This window comes from Arthrobacter sp. B1I2, from assembly GCF_030816485.1.
Lineage (GTDB): Bacteria > Actinomycetota > Actinomycetes > Actinomycetales > Micrococcaceae > Arthrobacter.
In genome coordinates, this window is the sequence record NZ_JAUSYC010000002.1 from 203,030 (window position 1) to 222,525 (window position 19,496).

Annotated in this window: 17 protein-coding genes and 1 pseudogene; 7 read left to right on the forward strand and 11 right to left on the reverse strand. The window is 64.0% G+C overall.

What is annotated here, in order from left to right; all coding sequences use genetic code 11:
• Positions 1-96 precede the first annotated feature (96 nt).
• From QFZ57_RS20855 to QFZ57_RS20865, 3 genes are all read left to right on the forward strand, one after another.
• The gene (locus QFZ57_RS20855) at positions 97-1,101 is read left to right on the forward strand and encodes an SDR family NAD(P)-dependent oxidoreductase (RefSeq protein WP_306901813.1); all 1,005 of its coding nucleotides are present in this window, start codon (positions 97-99) and stop codon (positions 1,099-1,101) included.
• A 66-nt stretch (positions 1,102-1,167) separates the two neighbouring features.
• A complete protein-coding gene (locus QFZ57_RS20860; RefSeq protein WP_306901814.1) occupies positions 1,168-3,024 on the forward strand; it encodes a flavin-containing monooxygenase in 1,857 nt (618 codons plus the stop codon).
• Positions 3,021-3,440, forward strand: coding sequence for a hypothetical protein (locus QFZ57_RS20865; protein WP_306901816.1), 420 nt, complete (start codon positions 3,021-3,023; stop codon positions 3,438-3,440). The genes QFZ57_RS20860 and QFZ57_RS20865 overlap by 4 nt, the downstream gene beginning before the upstream one ends.
• A gap of 1,106 nt (positions 3,441-4,546) precedes the next feature.
• Here QFZ57_RS20865 and QFZ57_RS21680 read toward each other — a convergent pair.
• The 9 genes and pseudogenes from QFZ57_RS21680 to QFZ57_RS20910 all read right to left on the reverse strand — a co-directional run.
• Positions 4,547-4,660 (reverse strand): annotated as a pseudogene (locus QFZ57_RS21680) (IS110 family transposase); the annotation flags it as partial.
• A gap of 423 nt (positions 4,661-5,083) precedes the next feature.
• On the reverse strand, positions 5,084-5,656 hold the full coding sequence (locus QFZ57_RS20875; RefSeq protein WP_306901818.1) for a gluconokinase: 573 nt from the start codon (positions 5,654-5,656) through the stop codon (positions 5,084-5,086).
• Complete coding sequence (locus tag QFZ57_RS20880; protein ID WP_306901819.1) at positions 5,653-6,744, reverse strand: L-idonate 5-dehydrogenase; 1,092 nt, start codon at positions 6,742-6,744, stop codon at positions 5,653-5,655. Before QFZ57_RS20880 ends, QFZ57_RS20875 begins: the two co-directional genes overlap by 4 nt.
• Entirely contained in the window at positions 6,744-7,514 is a 771-nt protein-coding gene (locus QFZ57_RS20885; protein ID WP_306901820.1) for an SDR family oxidoreductase, read from the reverse strand. The genes QFZ57_RS20880 and QFZ57_RS20885 overlap by 1 nt, the downstream gene beginning before the upstream one ends.
• A gap of 63 nt (positions 7,515-7,577) precedes the next feature.
• On the reverse strand, positions 7,578-8,516 hold the full coding sequence (locus tag QFZ57_RS20890) for a 2-hydroxyacid dehydrogenase (RefSeq protein WP_306901821.1): 939 nt from the start codon (positions 8,514-8,516) through the stop codon (positions 7,578-7,580).
• A gap of 65 nt (positions 8,517-8,581) precedes the next feature.
• Positions 8,582-9,343, reverse strand: a complete 762-nt coding sequence (locus QFZ57_RS20895; protein WP_306901822.1) for an SDR family oxidoreductase — start codon at positions 9,341-9,343, stop codon at positions 8,582-8,584.
• 143 nt (positions 9,344-9,486) lie between these two features.
• Entirely contained in the window at positions 9,487-10,500 is a 1,014-nt protein-coding gene (locus tag QFZ57_RS20900; protein ID WP_306901823.1) for a biotin-dependent carboxyltransferase family protein, read from the reverse strand.
• Positions 10,497-11,222 (reverse strand): 5-oxoprolinase subunit B family protein, encoded by a 726-nt coding sequence (locus tag QFZ57_RS20905; protein WP_306901824.1) that lies wholly within the window; start codon positions 11,220-11,222, stop codon positions 10,497-10,499. Before QFZ57_RS20905 ends, QFZ57_RS20900 begins: the two co-directional genes overlap by 4 nt.
• Positions 11,219-12,010: a LamB/YcsF family protein gene (locus QFZ57_RS20910; RefSeq protein WP_306901825.1), complete on the reverse strand. Its 792-nt coding sequence runs from the start codon at positions 12,008-12,010 to the stop codon at positions 11,219-11,221. The genes QFZ57_RS20905 and QFZ57_RS20910 overlap by 4 nt, the downstream gene beginning before the upstream one ends.
• 367 nt (positions 12,011-12,377) lie before the next feature.
• Between QFZ57_RS20910 and nac the strand changes: the two genes are divergently transcribed.
• Both nac and QFZ57_RS20920 read left to right on the forward strand, forming a co-directional pair.
• Positions 12,378-13,328, forward strand: a complete 951-nt coding sequence (gene nac, locus QFZ57_RS20915; protein ID WP_306901826.1) for a nitrogen assimilation transcriptional regulator NAC — start codon at positions 12,378-12,380, stop codon at positions 13,326-13,328.
• A 123-nt stretch (positions 13,329-13,451) separates the two neighbouring features.
• A complete protein-coding gene (locus QFZ57_RS20920; RefSeq protein ID WP_306901827.1) occupies positions 13,452-13,694 on the forward strand; it encodes a hypothetical protein in 243 nt (80 codons plus the stop codon).
• A 154-nt stretch (positions 13,695-13,848) separates the two neighbouring features.
• Here the strand turns inward: QFZ57_RS20920 and QFZ57_RS20925 are convergent, their stop codons facing one another.
• Positions 13,849-14,544: a 4-carboxy-4-hydroxy-2-oxoadipate aldolase/oxaloacetate decarboxylase gene (locus tag QFZ57_RS20925; protein ID WP_306901828.1), complete on the reverse strand. Its 696-nt coding sequence runs from the start codon at positions 14,542-14,544 to the stop codon at positions 13,849-13,851.
• Between the two features lie 42 nt (positions 14,545-14,586).
• The gene (locus tag QFZ57_RS20930) at positions 14,587-15,795 is read right to left on the reverse strand and encodes an aspartate transaminase (protein ID WP_306901829.1); all 1,209 of its coding nucleotides are present in this window, start codon (positions 15,793-15,795) and stop codon (positions 14,587-14,589) included.
• A 332-nt stretch (positions 15,796-16,127) separates the two neighbouring features.
• Here QFZ57_RS20930 and QFZ57_RS20935 point away from each other — a divergent pair, with 332 nt between their 5' ends.
• Both QFZ57_RS20935 and QFZ57_RS20940 read left to right on the forward strand, forming a co-directional pair.
• A complete protein-coding gene (locus QFZ57_RS20935) occupies positions 16,128-16,673 on the forward strand; it encodes a hypothetical protein (RefSeq protein ID WP_306901830.1) in 546 nt (181 codons plus the stop codon).
• Between the two features lie 638 nt (positions 16,674-17,311).
• Positions 17,312-18,691, forward strand: coding sequence for an MFS transporter (locus QFZ57_RS20940; RefSeq protein ID WP_306901831.1), 1,380 nt, complete (start codon positions 17,312-17,314; stop codon positions 18,689-18,691).
• Positions 18,692-19,496 lie beyond the last annotated feature (805 nt).

Here is a 19,496-nt window from a genome sequence, read left to right on the forward strand (position 1 = left end):
GAAGTAGACGAAATCTCCAACCCCTGCCGGACGACCGGCAGCACGGAAACGGCAAAGCTGAATATAAGCCACCAACCAACAAAGGAGTTACGCACCATGGGCACAACACCCCTCACTTCCAAAAACACCGTTCAGGAATGGCTGGATGACATCGTCGGCGGGCCCATCCTCCGCGGCGTTCTCGCCCATGGAGGACAGACTGAAGAAGACCTGCGCCCTGCCCGCCAACTCAGTCTCCGCGCCCTGGTCGAGCTCGGGCAGGGACGGTTTCCCCAGAAGCTGGTGGACACCCTCGTGAAGCAGGCCAATGGCGGTGTGATACCCGCCGAGGAAACCGATGAGTCCGTCGCGCCGGCAGCGAACGCCCGCTTTACGGGGAAAACCGTGATCGTCACCGGTGCCGGCTCCGGCATCGGCCGCGCAACGGCCCGTCGAATCCTCAGTGAAGGCGGCCGCGTCATCGCCGTGGACCTCGCTGCCGACCGGCTCGACGACCTCACCACCAGTTCTGTAGACGGGACAGTTGTCGCCGTCCCAGCAGACATTACCTCCGCTGAAGGACGGGAGGCCATCCTCGCCGCCGTGGACGGGACCGTACACGGCCTGGCCAATGTCGCCGGAATCATGGACGGCATGATGCCGCTGCACGAAACAGAGGATGAACTCTGGCGGCGGGTCTTCTCTGTCAATGTTGACGGCACCTTCGCCCTCAGCCGCGCAGTGCTCCCTGCCATGCTCGCCCAAGGCCGCGGCTCCATCGTCAACGTCGCCTCTGAAGCGTCCCTCCGGGGCAACGCCGCAGGCACCGCATACACCGCGTCAAAGCACGCCGTCGTCGGCATCACCAAGAGCTCCGCCTTCCTTTACGGGCCTTCCGGCATCCGCACGAACGCCGTCGCCCCCGGCCCCACCGCCACCGGGATCGAGGGCACGATGTCCTCGCCCTTCGCCCGCGACCGCCTCAGCCCCTTCATGGCCCTCATCCCGCCCGTCGTCGACGCCGACCAGATGGCCGCCTCGATCACCTGGCTGCTCAGTGACGACTCCACGAACGTCAACGGCATCGTCCTCGCCTCCGACGGCGGTTGGTCCGTCCAGTAGCCGACCATCCGTTCCGCACCACGGCACCCACCTTCCGACCCCTTACCTGCACAGGAACAGACCACTATGACCTCACATAGCCAGCCAACCTCATCCAGGCGCTCTGAGAAGGACCTGGACATCGAAGCCCTGCGCGCAAAGTACCGCCACGAGCGCGACCGCCGCATCCGTCCGGATGGCACACGACAGTACCGGCGTACCGCAGGCGAGTTCGGCTACTACGCCAAGGACCCCTACACGCCGCGGACCGAGCGGGAGCCCAAAGCCGACCGGGTCGAAGTCTTGGTCATCGGCGCCGGCTTCGGCGGCCTGCTGACCGCATCCCGCCTCCGCGAACAAGGCCTGGACTCGGTCCGGTTGATGGACGAAGCGGGTGACGTCGGGGGGACCTGGTACTGGAACCGCTACCCCGGTATTCACTGCGACATCGAATCCTACGTCTACTTGCCGCTGCTTGAAGAGGTCGGTTACGTCCCGAAGTGGCGTTACGCACCCGGCGAGGAAATCCGCCAGCACGCCATCGCCATTGCCAAGCGTTTCGACCTCTACCAGGACGCACTCTTCCAGACCCGCGCCACGCGGCTGGACTGGGATGAGGAAGCGAACGAGTGGGTTGTGGAAACCGACCGTGCGGACCGCTTCCGAGCCCGGTTCGTGGTGACCTCCTCCGGGACGCTGACCCAAGCGAAACTTCCCGGCATCCCCGGCATCGAAACCTTCCGGGGCCACACCTTCCACACCAGCCGCTGGGACTACAACTACACCGGCGGAACCCCCGACGGCGACCTCACCGGACTCGCCGACAAACGAGTCGCCGTCGTCGGGACCGGGGCCACAGGCCTGCAGGTAGTCCCCCACGTGGGCGCCGACGCACAGGAACTCATCGTCTTCCAGCGCACACCCTCCACCGTCGACGTTCGGGACAACCTTCCCACCGATCCGGAATGGGCCGCGAGCCTGAAGCCCGGGTGGCAGCGTGAACGGATGGAGAACTTCCTCGCCGTCCTCGCCGGCGAACCTGTCACTGAAAGCCTGGTCCAAGACGGCTGGACCGCCACCACCAACCTGCAGCGGAAAATACTCTCCGGCGCCGTGGACACCACGCTCCCGCCCGAGGAACGGGAACGGCTTGACGAGATCGACGACTTCCTAACGATGAACCGCCTACGCGCCCGGGTTGACGAGATCGTTGAGGATTCCGCAACGGCGGAAGCGCTCAAGCCCTGGTACCGCTACATGTGCAAACGCCCCGGTTTCAGCGACACCTACCTGCAAACCTTCAACCGACCCAAAGTCACGCTCGTCGACACCGCGGACACCGGCGGCATCACCCGGATGACCGAGACGTCTATCGTCGTTGGCGACACCGAATACGAGGTGGACTGCGTCATCTTCGCCACCGGATTCGAGGTCGGCATCTCCGGGGTCATGTCCGGCACCCTGCCGGTCACCGGCCGAGACGGACGAACTTTGCGCGAAGCCTGGTCCCGTGGCCCGCGCACACTGCACGGTTTCTCCTCCCACGGCTTCCCCAACCTGTTCCACCTCAGCGGCATCCAGAACGCAAACTCGGTCAACTTTGCGCACATCCTCCTCGAACAGGCAGAACACATCGCAGCCGTGATCGGACGCGGCCGGGCCGTCGGGGCACGCTTCATCGAAGCTACCGCCGAAGCCGAGGAAACCTGGGTGCGTACCGTCCACGAAACCGCCATCGACAACCGGGCCTTCCAGGCCGAATGCACCCCCGGCTACTACAACGGCGAAGGAACCCGCTCCATCGCCGGCGCCTCCTACAGTCCCGGCCCCGTCGCCTTCCACCGCCTCCTCAAGGAATGGCGTCAAGGCGACATGGCTGACCTCCTGACCCTAGGACTGGATGAGGACCTGCTGCTCAGCAAAACGGCTGGTGCATCGCGATGAGCCGTTTCTCGCCTAAACCACGCGTTTTGGCCCTGGCGGCTGCCTTTCTCCTGAGCGTTACGCTCGCCGGCTGCGGCACAACTCACCCACCAACGGAAGCGGCGTCAAGCAAGGACAAGACCTTAGTTCAGGAAGCCGAACGCGTTATGCAGGTGTTGAAGCACAACGAGAGGGCGATCTCTGGATTCTCACGCCTGGTTCAGCGCTGGCAGGAAGCGGGGCTGGCCCGCCCCGACGTCCATCCACGGTCCGTAGGGCGCCAATTGCTCGCGGTATGGAGCGGCTTGCAGGGGCAGTGGCTCGTGGACCCGTCCTTCAACCTCGTTAATGAGGTTTCGGAAGCCTTCCGCCGCTTGAGTGGTCAACGCAGCATGGAGGCCAAGCCGAGGCTCGACGAGTTGATCTCCCAATTTTGACCGCCTGCGCGGAATCCCCGGCACGGTATTCCCGCGCCCACGGCCTGGTGGCGCGACAGTTCCGCGAGGTTTACCGCACTCCTCTGACCTTTGTCGCGATAAGCAACCCTCCTGCCAGTGCAGTCCTGCGGCTGATGGATACAGTGCTGCGTAGTTAGCCTGTTGGTCTGCGGCCAGGATCAGTGGCGCGCCGACCGGTCCCAGGGCGCTGGGGATTTTCTGGGAAAAGGTGTTGATCGCCATGAACCGTCCCGCTTGATTCTCACGGTCCGGCAATATGTCCAGAACCATTGCCTCGTTCACTGCTGAGAACATTGCGATCCCGCACGTGTTGAGAAAGCCGCCAACGAGGAGCATTGGCATGCTTCACGACAGGGCGAGCACTACAGCGGCTGCGGCATACACGGCCGCCAAGGAAAATGAACGGGCGCCGGCGCCGGAACCGGTCCGAAGGCCATCCGCCGGTCAGGGAACCGCCCATTGCACCGAGCACGCTGAGACCTGAAACGGTCGCCACCACTGTCACTACCTGGGCGACCGGAAGGCCCAGGCGCTGGGCGTAGAAGAAGGACGTGCACGACGTGGTGAATGAGATTCCAATGAAGAGAATGAAGCGGCCCAGCCAGTTCCACGCACGAGCCGCGTCCCGGACAACTTCAGCACGCAGATCGCACTCGTGGCCTCCCTGGAGCTCGATGGACAAGCGGGACGCGAACGCATCACAACTGACTTGCAGTGGGAGGTCGCAACCGGATGTATCGTCACCGCTGACCTCATGGACGGACAGCACACCGACCCGCGTCGGATCGGGCAAGAGGTTTGGCTGGCGGTGGCCGCCTCGAACGACCCGCTCACTACGGACGTCGCACGCTTGAGCTGGTCACCTGCCCCACCGGTTCGGGCAAAGGAGGAATACCGGCCCGTCTCCGTGCGCTGACTTCCCTCGGGACGACAGGTCGTGGATTTCGGGAAAATCCTCAACGGCCGTCCGACTGCGGAGGCTCGGTCCCGACGGCACTCGCATCGTGCTCACACACGGCGAGGCACTCGACGCGGACGGCGACCTGACACTTGACCACCTCGCCTACTACCCCGGTCCGGGCAAGGCCATAATCCGGTGTCATTCGGTGCGGAATGATTTCGCCGGTCTGGGCGTCCAACGCGCATGAGACAACGGTGCGGGCATGCTCATCCAAGCCGACACTTGTACGCTCGAACATAGCTGGAACCTCCAAATTTCAAATGTGGCTCTACCTGTCCGCCAAGTGCGGCAGGCAACCTACGCCTTGCTTTGAAAAGGAGTTTTCAGCCCACGAAGCCACACTTCCTGGGCCTTCAGACAGAGGCCATCAACGCCGGGACAGGCTCCGGAGCGTCCCACCATCCACCACCCTCGGGACGGACGCACAAAAGCTGGACGCTCCGGAAATGGTCCGGCGACAATGGCCATCAGAAGGACCAGGCACCCGAGAGGGCTCGCCCGGGGCCCCGGCACCTCCTGCTACATATCGTCTAGAGGTCGGACAGCGGCTTGGCGGACCTCAACTGGAGTCCTTCAGACCCCAGAACCCCTGGCTGCTTTAGAAGAGCCCTCCTGTGGCGCGGGTTCCGCGGCTTGAGCCCGGGAGGAACCCTCTCCTACTTCACGCAGTTAGAGGACTTCCGGAAGCGTCACCTTCGGCCCCAGTCGTGACTGCATCCGCGGGCTTCAGGTTCAGCTCGAGCATCTCGGCCAGGACGTCCAGGGGCTGGGTGATATCGCCCAGCACATGGGCCTCGTCTGCCTCCAAGTCCTCCAGTGCGGCGAATTGGGAGTCCAGCAGTGCGCGCGGCATGAACTCGTGGGAACGGGCGTCCATCCGTGCGCCGATTGTTGCCGCAGTGCCCGCGAGGTGGACGAAGACAACATCCGGTGCATAGCCGCGCAACAGATCTCTGTACCGGCGCTTCAGCGCGGAGCAGGCAACAATCGGCGGGACTCCGGTGCCGCCGTCGTCCTTCCCTGCAAGCAACTGCCCTAGCCGGGCAAGCCACGGCTCCCGGTCCGTGTCCGTCAGCGGAACCCCGGCGGCCATCTTTTGCTTGTTGGCTGCAGGGTGGAAATCATCCCCGTCAAAGAACGGCATGCCCAGTCGCTGGCCCAGGAGGGCGCCGACGGTGGACTTTCCGCAGCCGGACACTCCCATCACTACCAGGGGAGGCAGATGCCCGCTCACTGGGCATCCCGCGGTCTGCCGAAGCTGAGGAGGACTTTGCCGGAGGTTGTGGAGTCTTTGGCGACCTCGAAGGCGTGCAGGGCTTCGGTGAGTGGGAATTGGTGGGTGATGACGGGGTCGATGTGGAGGGAGCCGTCGGCGAGGGCGGAGATCACCTGGTCTATTTCGTCGTTGAACCGGAATGAGCCTTTGAGGTCCAGTTCGCGGGTGATGGCCAGTGAGATGGGCACCGGCTGCATGCCGGTCGGCAGCAGCCCGACCATCACCACTGTTCCGCCGCGTACCGCGCCGTTGATGGCGGAAGCGAGACCATGGTGGTTCCCGGAGGACTCAATCACGACGTCGGCCTCCACGGCGGCGATCGCTGCGGTGTCCGCGGCGTTGATTACCTGGTCCGCGCCGACGGCAGTGGCGATGTCCAGGGGCTTGGCATGCAGGTCCACGGCCGTGATCCGGGCGGCGCCTGCGCGTTTCAGGACGGCGACGGCGAGGGCGCCGATGGGTCCGGAACCGACCACCAGCGCGGTCTTCCCACGGACATCGCCGGCCCGGGAGACAGCATGCCAGGCCACGGAGGCCGGCTCGATCAGGGCCGCGGTGCGCAGGTCCATGCCCTCCGGCAGGCGCCGCAGCATCCGCACCGGCAGGTTCACGTACCTGCTGAACGCCCCGTCCGTGTGCGGATAACGGGCAGCACTGCCCAGGTACGTGCAGCCTGGTGAGAGGTTGGGCCGGTCCGCCGGATACCGGGCCGAGCCCGGACCCGGAGTGGCCGGATGCACCGCGACGGCGGTCCCCACCGGCGGGCCCGCACCATTGACTGCGGCCCGGACCACGGTCCCGGAAATTTCGTGGCCCAGGACCAGCGGCGCCTTCAGAATGGACTCCCCCGCCGCGCCATGCAGCCAATTATGAAGGTCCGACCCGCAGATCCCCCCGTACACCACCTCCACTACAGCTTCATCGGATGCGGGTCGGGGCAGCGGGACCTCGTCGATCCGCAGGTCACCGGCGCCGTGGGCGACCAGCGCCGGACCCGTGGCCGGCAGCGTGTCCGGATCGGTTGCCAGGTCTGTAATCAGGGCCATCAGACCACCACCGTCATTCCGCCATCGATGAAAATGGTCTGTCCGTTCACGAAGTTGGAGCCGTCCGAGGCCAGCCACACCACCGGTCCGGCCAGGTCCTCCACGGTGCCCCAGCGGTGGGCAGGGGTCCTGCCGAGGATCCAGGCGTTGAATTCCTCATCATCGACCAGGTTCTGGGTCATTTCGGTGTGGATGTAGCCCGGCGCAACGGCGTTGATCTGCAGCCCTGAGGCCGCCCATTCGGCGGTCATGGCGCGGGTAAGGTTCCGCAGGCCTCCCTTTGCCGCGATGTAGGGGGCGATAGTGGGCCGAGCCAGGTCGGTCTGGACAGAGCAGATGTTGATGATCTTGCCCCTGCCCCGTTCGATCATGTGCCGGGCAGCTTCGCGGCCCACCAGGAAGGCGCTGGTCAGGTCCGTGGAGAGGACGCGTTCCCAGTCCGCCACGTCCAGGTCCAGCATCGGGACGCGGTGCTGGATCCCGGCGTTGTTGACCAGGATCTCCAGCGGGCCGACGTTCTCTTCAATCCAGCGGATGCTGCGGGCGGCAGCGCCGTCGTCGGTCACGTCGAAGGCAATGCTGTGGATCCGGCCAGGCGGGAAATCCGCCGCCATGGCAGCGGCTGCGTCCTTGAGCCGTTCCTCGTTGACGCCGTTGAGCACTACGGTTGCTCCGGCGTCGGCCAGTGCCTTGGCAAGCGCAGAACCGATGCCCCTGCTCGAACCGGTGACCAAGGCTACGCGCCCCGTGAGATCAAAAAGCCCTGTCATGTCCTGGTTACTTCCTCTATCTTGTCGTTTCGTGTGGCGGCCTGCATCAGGTAGCGGCCGCCCTTAGAACGGGCCCTGCTGGACAAGGTTGGCCGGGGTTTGGCCGGCGGCCAGCGCCTCGAGCTGCTGCTTCAGGAGTTTCAGGATCCGGGGCTCAAAGGCCGAGGCGTTGCCGCCCACGTGCGGGGTGATGAGGGCGTTCTCCGCGGACCACAGCGGGTGGCCGGCGGGCAGCGGCTCAGGATCGACCACGTCGATGGCGCACTGGAGGCGGCCAGACACCACTTCCCGGGTCAGGGCCTCGGTGCTGATGACAGCACCGCGGCCCACATTCACCACCAGGGCTCCGTCGGGCAGGGCGGCCAGGACTTCCCGGCCCACCAGGTGGTGAGTGTTCTCGTTCAGGGGCAGGACGGAGACCAGGATGTCGTGGTCCGCGGCGAGGGCCACCAGATCCTCCGGGCCGTGGACCTGACCATCCGCGTCCGTGCGGGCCGCGCTTCCCACCCGGGTCAGCGTAACTTCGAAAGGCTCGAGCCGGCGGGCGAGTTCCTTGCCGATCCCGCCGATGCCCAGCAGCAGGACCTTGCGGTCGGCCAGGGACTGGCGGCGCTGCGGTTTCCAGCTTTCAATCTGCTGGTCCTTGACGGCCTGGTCGATGCCCCGCAGCTTGGCAAGGATGAGGCCCACGGCCAGCTCAGCGGTGGCAGCTGCATGGACGCCCGAGGCGTTTGCCACTGCGGCGGCCGGACCGGCGGCCTCGCAGACGCCGTCGTACCCTGTTGACTGCGTCTGCACGAATTTAAGGTCCGGGACCTTGCCCAGCGAACCCAGCACTGCTCCGGCGTCGATGTACGGCAGGATGACGCCGTCGATGCCACCCAGCTCCTCCCCCGGTTCGTCCTTCATGTCCCACACCACGCCCCGTAGTCCTTCGGGGAGTGGCGAGAGGTCAACCAGGAGCTGGGGTTCGGGGAAACTAACGGTTCGTACTAATTGCATCTGGACTGCCTATCGGTTGGGCGGTGGGAAGGTAGTTGCTCGGGTTTGGGCGTCGCGGGGCGGCTTTAGTCGGAGTCCCCGCGGCGGTCGAAGGTGAGGCCGCCGGGGACCTGGAAGGTGGGCATGAGTTCCAGCATGCCCACGTTGACGTGGCGCGGGGTTTCGATGGCGTAGTCCAGGGCGTTGACGATGTCGTCGGTGGTGAGCGACTCGTAGCCTTCGTAGTACGTTTGCCAGGCTTCTTTCATGGCCTCGGGGCTGCCGCCCATGTTGCGGCCGAAGATCTCGGTTTCCACCCGGCCCGGGCAGATTTCGGTAACGCGGATGCGCTTGCCCACGGTGTCGTTTCGGAGCTGCCGGGAGATCTGGTGCACCGCGGCCTTAGTGGCGTGGTAGACGGTGTGGCCGTAGAAGTTGTAGATACCGGCGATGGAGCTGATGTTGACCACGTGGCCGAGGTCCCGTTCCACCATGCCGGGCAGGACCAGCCGGGTGAGCTGCAGCAGCCCGCGGAGGTTCACGTCAATAAGTTCGTCGATGTCCTGCTCGGAGGAATCCAGGATGTTGCCGGGCCGGGAGACGCCCGCGCAATTGACCAGGACGTCCACTTTCAGGTCATTGACGACGGCGGCCAGGGCGGCGGTATCGGTCAGGTCCACCACGTGCGGGACTACTCCCGTACGGTCCGCCAGTTCAGCGAGGCGTTCCTCATTGCGGGCCACCGCGTGGACGGTGAGGCCGCGCTTGGCCAGCCGCTCGGCGATGGCGGCGCCCATGCCGGTGGATGCACCGGTGACGAGGGCGGTGGTGTAGTCGGAAAAAGGCATTGGTACTCCAAAGTGGTGGAATTCGGGCGGACTCTTGCGTCCGGCAATGGGCTGGACGTAGGAGCCCTGGGTTGGCAGGGGTTAGGGATCGCGCAGCGGTTCGTGCGCGCGGTCCTTGGCGGCGGGAAAAGCATTCATGATGTTCAGGCTCCTGACGCTGGGCTGAGTTCGTACCAGCGCTGGCCGGCGCCAATCCCGAGCAGACCAAAGACCGTTTGGATGGTGCTCCGGAGCCTGTCCAGTTCCAGGCAGGCCCTCCGGTGCATGGCTGTTGCTTCAGCCACGGTTGTCTTTCTGAAGGTGACGGTGTGTCCGGGCCTGGCTTGCGCCAGGACGTCCAGGGAGCGGCTCGTGACTACCGCCAGGACCGGATAACCGGCCGTCACGCCTCGTCCCCGGTGCAGCACCAGCAGCTCCTCCCGGGACGGGACCTCGATGGCCCCGACCGGAACGCCCCGGGAGAGCACTTCGGAGGTGAGCTGGCGCTCGGGCAGAGCACCACCGAGCCGGAGCCCGATGTGGTTGCTGCGGGGGCTCACTGTGTACTGCGTGGTGAACAGCAGGTCGGCCGTGTCCCCGAATTCCGCCACGTCAGGCCCGTCGGTGACATCGATGACCGGGTTGGTGGTGAAGGCGGGTTTGGTGAGGCCGAGCCGGAACAGCGGCAGGCCAAAGTGTGGCTGGGTGATGGGCGCGGTGGTCTTCCGTGTTTCCAGGCGGAAGCCCTCCACGAGCTTCAACCCGAAGGCCACCACGGTGTCAGGGGCGCAGCTGCCCAGCAAGCTGGGGACTGTGAAGGATCCGTGGACGGCGATGTAGGTGCGCAGTCCGGTCCGGATTCCCCGTACGGCCACGACTTCGCCGGCCCGGACGGATACCGGTTCCCACTGGGGGCAGTCGCGTCCACCCACCGTGAGGTCCATGGGCGCCCCGGTGACGGCGATCAGCAGGTCGGTGGTGGCGCGCATCCGGAAGTCCAGGGCAGTGAGTTCCAGCAGGGGGTCGTTGTCTTCGTTGCCGGCAAGGATGTTCGCGGCCTTGGCCGAGAATTGGTCCAGGGCGCCGTTGACCGGGAGGCCGTAGGCGGGGCCCTTCGTCCGGCCGAGGTCGGTGACCACGGAGTGGCCAGGCTGCAGGATGATCAGTGAACCGGTCATGGCCGGGCCTCCAGGAACTTCCCCGTGAAGTTTTCGAAGTCCCCTGCAGGGATCCTATAGAAGCGCAGTTCGTCACCCGGAACATAGGGCACCAGAGGTTCGCGTGCCGCGTCCAGGACTGTTAAAGGGGTCTGCCCGATGACGCACCAGCCACCCGGAGCCACTGCGGGCGCGATCACTGCCTGGCGGCCGGCAACTGACACCGCGCCCGCGGGAACGGACAGCCGCGGGTCCTTGAGACGCGGCACCGGGACCGGGAAGTCCGGCCCATCCATCATCGGAGAACCTGCCGGCGCCCCGAGGCAACGGATGACGTAGGTCTTTGCGGTGTGCCTGGCAATCACGTCCTCAACATCCAGGCCCTGGTGGTCCGCCACGCGTTCCAGGTCGGGCCCGTATTCCCCGCCGTAAACCACGGGAACTTCGAAGCGGCGCGGTTCCCGCGTAGCGGGGCCGGTGAAGTCCAGCTGGCGCATTCCCAGGAGGACGAATGCCCGGACCTGCCGCGCTGAGGTGACGTAGGGGTCGAATTCCACCAGGACCGAGTCGTAGGTGGGAACGGCGCCGTAAATGCCGTCGACGCCGGCCGTGGCCAGCCAGCCAGCCAGAGAGTGGACCGTGGCCCAGTTCGCTTCCGCATCACCGGACCGTGCCACCACCCGCAGGGCGGCGTCTCCGGATTCGAAAATATCCAGCGCTGTTGGCGTTGTCGTCGCTGTCATTGTTTGGACACCTTCTGCTTTGCGTCGAGCACCTCTGCCAACGGGGCGATGGTGACGCCCACGGCAATGAGTTCGCTGCGAATCAGGCGGGCCAGGTCGACGGCGCCAGGGTTGTCACCATGCAGCAGCACCGTGTCTGCCTGGATGGCGATGTCCCTGCCAGAGACTGCTTCGATGAGTCCTTCACAGACCATCCGCACAGTGCGCTCGATGATGACGGCGGGGTCATGGATCACGGCGCCGGGCTGGCTGCGCGGCACCAGTGTGCCGTCATCCTGGTAGGCGCGGTCCGCGATGCCGACGATCGCCACCCGCAGGCCGCGCTCTGCCGCAGCGATGGCGAGTTCACCATCCTGGGCCAGGATGATCAGGGCGGGATCCACCCGGGCGGCGGCATCCGCTACGGCTCCCGCATAATCGGCCCGCGTTGCCACCAGGTTGCCCAAGCGGCCATGCGGGGCAAGGTGGGAGACGGAACCGCCATGGTAGGCGGCAAACGCTGACAGGGCTCCCAGCTGGTAGATGACGTCGGTGCGGACTTCGTCAGCTGTGAGGTCCATGGCCCGGCGGCCGAAGCCGCGGAGATCCGGGAAGCTCGGATGGGCGCCGATACTGACTCCCGTCCTGACACATTCAGCCACCGTGGCGTCCATGATGTCAGGGTCCCCTGCGTGGAAGCCGCAGGCGATGTTGGCGCTGGACACGATCTCCAGCAGGGCATTGTCGTCACCGATCGAGTAGGCGCCAAAACCTTCACCAAGATCCGCTACGAGATCGACTGTGGGCATTACGGGCCTTCCTCTGCTGGTACTGCGGGGTTAAATCAGTGTGGCATCGGAATTTGAGCCACACAAAGACGAATGCGGTATCTCCCTATAGGGAACAGTTATGACCTTCGCCGGCGCTATTGACGCTGGCCCAAAGAATTTCGTAATTGTAAAACCCAATAAACTCTTTCCCTGCTTATGCAAAAAACATATACCGCCATCAAAATTGGCGATGGCCAGGCGGGGATAGAATGTTCTGGTCATTGGAAAGTCATCTGCAACTAACCTATGCCCGAGACTCGGATCACACAAAGACGTAATGCCTGTCCCGCCATAGCGCCAACGTATGACCCGCCTGCTGTGCCGTCCCCGCTGAAAGAGGAGCTCTATGGACACCCGGAAGCTGGCGTACTTCGTCAAGATCGTCGACTCAGGAAGCATCACCAAGGCGGCAGCCGCCCTCCACGTGGCCCAGCCCGCGCTGAGCCAGCAGGTGTCCGCCCTGGAGACGGAGCTGAAACAGCGGCTCCTGATCCGGAGCAAGCAAGGGGTGGAGCCCACAGCGGCCGGTCATACCCTGTACCGGCACGCGCAGACCATCCTGCGGCTCGTGGAGCAGGCCAGGATCGATGTGGCAGCTTCAGGAGCGGCGCCTTCGGGCCGCGTGTCCATAGCGATCGCCCCCTACAGCATGGCCTCAAGCCTCGCTCCGCGGATTATCCGTGAAGTGGGACGGCGCTACCCGGACATCGTGCTGCATTTGACCGAGATTTACGGCGGCGTGCTCAGTGAGGCCATTAAGAACGGCCGGTTGGACATGGCACTTATCTATGAACCAGGGCCCATCCGGGGGGTGCAGTTCACCACCCTCATCGTCGAGGACCTGTACCTGATTGTGAACTCCCGGCGGGAGCTCCCGGTAGCAGCGGACGCGGACACCATCACCCTGGACGGGGTGGCAGCTGTAGGACTCTTCCTGCCGGAACAGATCCACACCCTTCGGCAGGTGGTTCAGGCGGGCATTGACAGCAGGGGCCTGAAGCTGAAGCTGGTGGGCGAGGTGGAATCGGTCCCCTCCCTCACCCGGCTGCTGCGCACGGATCTCGGTGCGACCATCCTGCCCAAGTCAGCGGCGGATGCCCTGTTCCACGAGGAGGACTTCCGGGTCCTGAGGATCATCGAGCCTGCACTGCAGTGCAGGATTGCGTTGTGCACGCCCGACCACGAGCCTTTGTCGGAAGCCGCGTCCGCCGTCCTGCTGGTACTCAAGGAAATGCTGCGGGAAATGCTCCGGAGTAAATATTCCCCGCTCTCCACGGAACCGCTCGAGGCATCATAAGCAGGGCTTATCAGGTCACGCCGCTTTAGTCTTATTCAGGGAATTGCGTAAGTTCTAGGATAAAAGCCATAAAGGTTTCGCCGAAGGCGATACCGCGGCAACACATTCCCCTGGAGCCCAGCCATGAAGAAGATCACCAGCCCGCAGTACCGGAAGACAGCTGAAAGAAGAATCCAGCTGAAAGCCAGCACCGGATCACACTGCCCCACCAACGGTTTTTGGCGTCCCGAGGACGGGCCGGCCACCGAGCCCGTCTTCGTGTTCGAGGGAAGCATGATGCCCCCGGGCAGGCGCGGCTCCACCATGTGGTACTTGGACGACGCGCAGGTGGGACCGCCCGCGCACCTGCTCCCCGGCATGAACTGATCGGCTCATCGACTTTAAGCGGCAAGAGGCAAGGCCCGGAGTTCCGAAAGGAACGCCGGGCCTCTTGGCTTAACCGTGTCGAATGCTGAGTGCTTGCACCGTTATAAGGAAGGGGTCAAAACGACAAGTACCAAGCAATCAATGCGAGGGGTGACTACAGGGCTGGCTCCAGTTCGGCGTCCTCCACCAGCAGGCCCTTGGCCTTGAGCACGTCCGTCAGTTTGCACAACTCGATGGTGGTGCCACCGTCCTTGTAGCGGCGGATGAGGTCGTCCTCCGCGTCCACGCGGGCTTGGGACAGTTGGATGACTTCCTCGATCTCGTCCTTGCGGACGACAACCACCCCGTCGGCGTCACCCAGCAGGACATCGCCGGGGTAGACAATCTCATCACCGAACACCAGGGGATGGTTGATGGGGCCAATGGTTTCCTTCACGGTTCCCTTGATGCAGACGTTGCCGGAGAACACGGGCAGGCCGAGTTCGATCAGGTCCTTGGTGTCGCGGACACCGGAATCCGTGACCATACCGGCCAGGCCTTTCGCCTTCATGGCGTTGCCGAGCACGTCACCGAACGTCCCGGCTTCCTCGTACTCGCCGGCTGCTACCAGGACAACGTCCCCCTTCTGGGCGTAATGGATGGCCACCTGGAGCATCAGGTTGTCCCGTGGCGCACAGACCACGGTGACGGCGGGGCCGCAGAAGGACATGCTGCGGTCGATAGGCTTGATCTTCGAGCTCAGGGCACCTTTGCGCCCCTGTGCTTCGTGCACTGTGGCCGAGGAGAACTTGGAGAGGCGCTGGATGGCGTCCGCTGAGGGCCGGTCGAATTTCGTTTTGACATGGATCATGGGGTGCTCCTGATGTTAAGAAGGGGTGGGCTTGGTCGGGAATCAGGACAATGCCTGGACGGCCTTTTCGATGGCAGTGATGGATTCCTCGATCACCGGCAGGCCGGTGGCGTAGGAGATCCGGAAGTAGGGGCCCACGCCGTAGGCAGAGCCCTGGATGACGGCCACCGAGGCGGCTTCCAGCAAGTAGAGGGTGAAGTCTTCGTCGTTGGTGATCTGCTGGCCTCCGGGCGCCGTTTTGCCGATGACCCCGGCGCAGTTGACGTACGCGTAAAAGGCGCCTTCCGGCGTCGCGCACCGCAGACCTTCGATTGCGTTCAAGCCAGCAACTGCAGCGTCGCGTCGCTCCCGGTAAACCTCCACGCTGTCTCGGACAAATCCCTGGTCTCCGGTGAGAGCCGCGGCAGCGGCAGCCTGACTGATGGAGGACGGGCAGGAGGACATCTGGGACTGCAGCTTGTTGATGGCAGCCACCAGGGGCCGTGGCCCACCGGCATAGCCCAGCCGCCATCCGGTCATGGCGTAGGCCTTCGAAACGCCATTGGTGACCAGCACACGCTCCTTGAGCTCAGGGGCAACGGCCACCAGGCTGGTGATGTGCTCTTCGCCGAAGTGGATCTCGTCGTAGATCTCATCAGTGAGGACGTAGACGGCAGGGTGGTCCTTGAGGACGGCGGCCAGGCCGGCCAGTTCCTCACGGGAGTACACAGCTCCTGTGGGGTTGGAGGGCGTGTTGAGGATGACCCACTTGGTGCGCTCCGTCAGTGCCCCAGCTAGGGCACCAGGGGTGAGTTTGAAGCCAGTATCCTCGCCGCAGGAGACAATGACGGGGGTTCCTTCGTTGGCGAGCACCATATCCGGGTAGGAGACCCAGTAAGGGGCGGGGATGACAACCTCGTCGCCCTGGTTCAGGGTTGCCATGAATGCGGTGAAGATGACCTGCTTGCCGCCTCCGCCGATGGTGATCTCACCCGGCTTGTACTGCTGGCCGGTTTTGCGCTGCAGCGTATGCAGGATGGCCTTTTGCAATTCGGGCGTCCCGGTCACCGACGTGTACTTGGTTTCACCCCGGGCGATGGCTGCGATGGCAGCGTCCTTGATGTGCTGAGGTGTATCAAAATCCGGCTCTCCGACCGTCAGGTCCAGGATCCGGCGGCCCTCGGTCTTGAGCTCCCGGACACGGGCCGCCGCGGCAACGCTGGGTGAGGACTTGATACGGGTTACGCGTGATGCTGGCACGAATTCAGGCATGGTCTCTTCCAGGGTTCCGGAGCGTACGAGGGGTGGTTCATTCGAGCCTAGGGAAGGAGCGGCCCTCTTGGATAAGACCTAAAGTGCGTGGACGGATAAGCAGCCCTTATGACAGGAGCAGGCAGAGCTTCCGCGTATTGCTCCACGCACTTTCGGTATGGCCTTCCCGGCTTGCCGGCGGCGTAACCTGCAGGGTGGACACCGGACCCAAAGCCTGCACAGCGCCAGCCCCCGCGACGTTCGTTTCAGGCCTGCGGGGCGAACCGCGGGAAAGGTGCCCTACCGTCCGTAAGCCCGCTGACATTGATACACCACGGAGACAAGGAGCAGAGGTGCCCGGTAGAGAGATTCAGGAACGGATACTTCCGCGTACAGCCGACACCGGGACGGGCAGGACCGCCTACCGGTACCGGGGCGCGCCAAAGGCAGACCCCGCCACTGCCCGCGCCCAACAAGCCCTGGCCACGCTGGCCCAGCTGCGGACGACCATCGCGCTCCGGTCCAGCCGGGTGCGTGCCCTCACCGCCGAGCTGGGTGACTGCGTTGCCCAGGCAATGTGTGACGGCGTGAAGGTTGCCGCCCTCGCACAGGCCGCCGGCCTGCCTGCCGCCAATATCCGGTCGATCGCAGTTGCCCGCGGGGACCTGTATCCGTCAGACCAAAGCCGGAGCAGTCATCTTCACCTCATTGCAGGATTAGCCTCGGAGCTGGCGGTGGCCGAAGGCGCCCGGAGCGCCGCGGAAGTGGAACGTACGCAGGTACTGGCCATGGCCAGGAAATCCCGGCTGCTGGACGACTACCAACTTGCCGGGGCAAGCGGTCTGAAGTCCGACGAGATCCGCAAGATGACCAGGGGCGTGGGATTGCGTGTGGCCTAGCCAGGATGATCCATCACGGCCGATCCGCTGCCAGTCGCCTTCCACCCTGGGATAGAGGACTGTGTGCCTCGGCCAGCCTAGGCATCGTCCTCATCGGCGCTGACGAACAATTCCCCGCCATCAACCGGATCACAGCGGAACTCCTGGCACAGCCGGTTGCCCTTCGCGTCAGGCGAGTACGTGACCGAGGGCGCGAGCCAATCCAAGGCCAACGCAGTCCTCACGGGAGGGCTGCCCAAATGGCCGCTGAATGCCAGTAGAGTCTTGGCCCTCATGGGGCCCGAGCACTGAGGTGCTCGCCCGCCACCGCACCCGGGTGTGCAGGCCACTTACCCCCCGGGTTAGAGGGACACGTCCGCCGCGTCCCCGTTCCGCGTCGAGCTTCCGGTTGTCCAACGTCTCCCAACTTTCGAAATCCTCCATAGGAAATCGCTATGTAGGGACAGAAAAGCTGTCTTTGTGTGACCCGCGCCGCAAACGTTAACGTGATGTCTGGGGCCAATCCGCAAAGCCGTACAAAGACACGATTTCGCACCTGAGAGCCCGCAACAGGACCAATAGGATGCTCTCACTCGAGATCTCCATCCCAGCCCACGTGTACCGCTAGGCACCGTTCACCCATCGCCAATGGAGACGAAATGACAGAAACCACACTTCCCAGGAAGACCCCGGTCAGGGCCGCAATCGCGGCCTGGATCGGCACGACGTTGGAGTATTACGACTTCGCGGTGTATGGCACCTCGTCGGCGCTGGTTCTTAATGTCCTCTTCTTCTCGCCCGAGCTACCCCAGGGCATCAGCGTGCTGCTCGCCATGATCACCTTTGCGGTCGGCTACGCGGTACGCCCCCTCGGCTCTCTTATCCTGGGGCCGATGGGTGACCGCCACGGCCGCAAATTCGTCATGATGATCACACTGTTCGGCATCGGCGGCTGCACCTTCCTGATCGGCTGCCTGCCCACGTACGCCCAAATCGGTCCTCTTGCTCCGATCCTGCTCGTGCTGATCCGCGTCATCCAAGGACTGTGCCTTTCCGGCGAGCAGCCCAGTGCCATCACCATGAGCCTGGAGCATGCTTCCGAGGGCCGACGCGGGTTCCTCGCGAGCTTCACCACGTTGGGCTCCTCCTCCGGCACGCTGCTCACCCTGCTGGTCTTCATCCCGATCGCCGCTATGCCCTCGGAGCAGTTGCTGAGCTGGGGTTGGCGGCTTCCGTTCTGGGCCTCAGCCGTCGTAGTCGTCGCTGCATACCTGATCCGCCGCCACATCCAGGAGCCACCCGAGTTCGTAAAGGTCCAGGCCGCCAGGGTGAACGTCGCCCCCCTCAGGCACCTTCTGCGCTTCCACTGGCGCGCGGTGCTGCGGATCGTATTCTGTGCGCTCATCGCGGGCACGAGCTACATGATGCAAACCTTCTCGGTAGCCTTCGGGACCGCCGGGTACAAGCTGGATAAGCCGACCATGCTCCTGACGACCACCGTCTCGGCAGTGATCGCCCTCGGAATCACGCCCCTGGCAGGATTCCTTGTGGACAAGATCGGCCGCAAAACGATGTTCCTCATCGCAACGGGCGGCGCAGGTCTCACGATGGTGCCCTACCTGTGGTCAATCACGACCGGCAACTGGTCGCTGATCTTCCTGTTCGGCATCATCAACTACTCCCTCTTCTACTCAATGGTCAACGCGTCCTGGCCCGCGTTCTTCGCCGAGATGTTCCCCGGCCGGCTGCGCGTCTCCGGACTCGCCCTTGGGACCCAGATCGGCTTCGCCATCTCGGGCGTCATCGGCCCCGTTCTCTCAACAGCACTCGCTGGGCCCGATCTGAAGGATTGGGTTGGGCCGTCCATGGTTGCGCTCGGGTTCATGGTCCTGGCAGGAATCTCAGCCCTCACCGCCAAGGAAACCAAAAAGTACACGCTCAAGGAACTCGACGAGGTGCAGCAGAGTGAGCGGGAGACGGCCGTCCTCACGGCCGCGACCGTGTCCCCAAGCACGGCTGCGCACGGTCTCGCTGGTTAGCCTGGAATGCAGAAGTGAGGGGTAATCACCCCTGAGCTGATCGCGCACTAGCTGTACGGGTCAGGACGTTCGTTTCATAGTGAATAAGTGAAGACCTCTTAGTTTGGTGGCTACCACACAGCCAACGACTAAGAGGTCTTCCCGTCCCGCCCATAATGCCCGCTTGGCATAGGGGCCTCCACGTCCGGGGGGTGGAAGTGCGTAAGCCAGAGGTACACCCAAACCTGACGCCAGAACCGGCTGACGTGGGCGTCCTTGTTCTGCAGACGTGGCTTCTCCTTGTTCTCCTATGCCGCGACCCAGTCACAACACCTGACATAGCCACCCGTTGCGTCCTAACCGCCGTCAACAGGTCCAAATTCATTGGGCTATATCGACCATTCCAAGCTTCCGCAGCCCTGTTTCCTTCCCCCGACTGTCAGGGTGGGATCTAAGAACATCATGAGCCACTGTCAGTAAAACTGTGTTGCGCACTATTCTGACGCCAAGGCATGAGGGCCGCTATCGCTCCTATTCCCCGGGAAACGCGCATCTGAAGGGTAGCGTCATGCTCTGCTAGCGTCGGGCGCACAGACTGTGTAACCACACGGGACTTCAGGGGTGGTTTCTACGATGTAGTCGCCTGGTTGAATCCTGGTTACCTTGATGCCGTGCTTGAGTTCGAGTGCACCCGGGATGAGACTTTCAACTGCTGAGCCCAGCAGATTGTCACGCGACGTCACGTCGGTGGCAGATACGCGTCGGATGTTTTGAAATGCCTGGGTCATGTCTGCCTCCTGCCCGGCCTCACTTGGCCGGCTGTGTC

Bases quoted from the DNA above. Each gene is read 5' to 3' on its own strand.
- QFZ57_RS20855 (WP_306901813.1), top strand. From the start codon at position 97: ATGGGCACAACACCCCTCACTTCCAAAAACACCGTTCAGGAATGGCTG.
- QFZ57_RS20860 (WP_306901814.1), top strand. From the start codon at position 1,168: ATGACCTCACATAGCCAGCCAACCTCATCCAGGCGCTCTGAGAAGGAC.
- QFZ57_RS20865 (WP_306901816.1), top strand. From the start codon at position 3,021: ATGAGCCGTTTCTCGCCTAAACCACGCGTTTTGGCCCTGGCGGCTGCC.
- QFZ57_RS20880 (WP_306901819.1), bottom strand. From the start codon at position 6,744: ATGGCCCTGATTACAGACCTGGCAACCGATCCGGACACGCTGCCGGCC.
- QFZ57_RS20885 (WP_306901820.1), bottom strand. From the start codon at position 7,514: ATGACAGGGCTTTTTGATCTCACGGGGCGCGTAGCCTTGGTCACCGGT.
- QFZ57_RS20890 (WP_306901821.1), bottom strand. From the start codon at position 8,516: ATGCAATTAGTACGAACCGTTAGTTTCCCCGAACCCCAGCTCCTGGTT.
- QFZ57_RS20895 (WP_306901822.1), bottom strand. From the start codon at position 9,343: ATGCCTTTTTCCGACTACACCACCGCCCTCGTCACCGGTGCATCCACC.
- QFZ57_RS20900 (WP_306901823.1), bottom strand. From the start codon at position 10,500: ATGACCGGTTCACTGATCATCCTGCAGCCTGGCCACTCCGTGGTCACC.
- QFZ57_RS20905 (WP_306901824.1), bottom strand. From the start codon at position 11,222: ATGACAGCGACGACAACGCCAACAGCGCTGGATATTTTCGAATCCGGA.
- QFZ57_RS20910 (WP_306901825.1), bottom strand. From the start codon at position 12,010: ATGCCCACAGTCGATCTCGTAGCGGATCTTGGTGAAGGTTTTGGCGCC.
- nac (WP_306901826.1), top strand. From the start codon at position 12,378: ATGGACACCCGGAAGCTGGCGTACTTCGTCAAGATCGTCGACTCAGGA.
- QFZ57_RS20920 (WP_306901827.1), top strand. From the start codon at position 13,452: ATGAAGAAGATCACCAGCCCGCAGTACCGGAAGACAGCTGAAAGAAGA.
- QFZ57_RS20925 (WP_306901828.1), bottom strand. From the start codon at position 14,544: ATGATCCATGTCAAAACGAAATTCGACCGGCCCTCAGCGGACGCCATC.
- QFZ57_RS20930 (WP_306901829.1), bottom strand. From the start codon at position 15,795: ATGCCTGAATTCGTGCCAGCATCACGCGTAACCCGTATCAAGTCCTCA.
- QFZ57_RS20940 (WP_306901831.1), top strand. From the start codon at position 17,312: ATGACAGAAACCACACTTCCCAGGAAGACCCCGGTCAGGGCCGCAATC.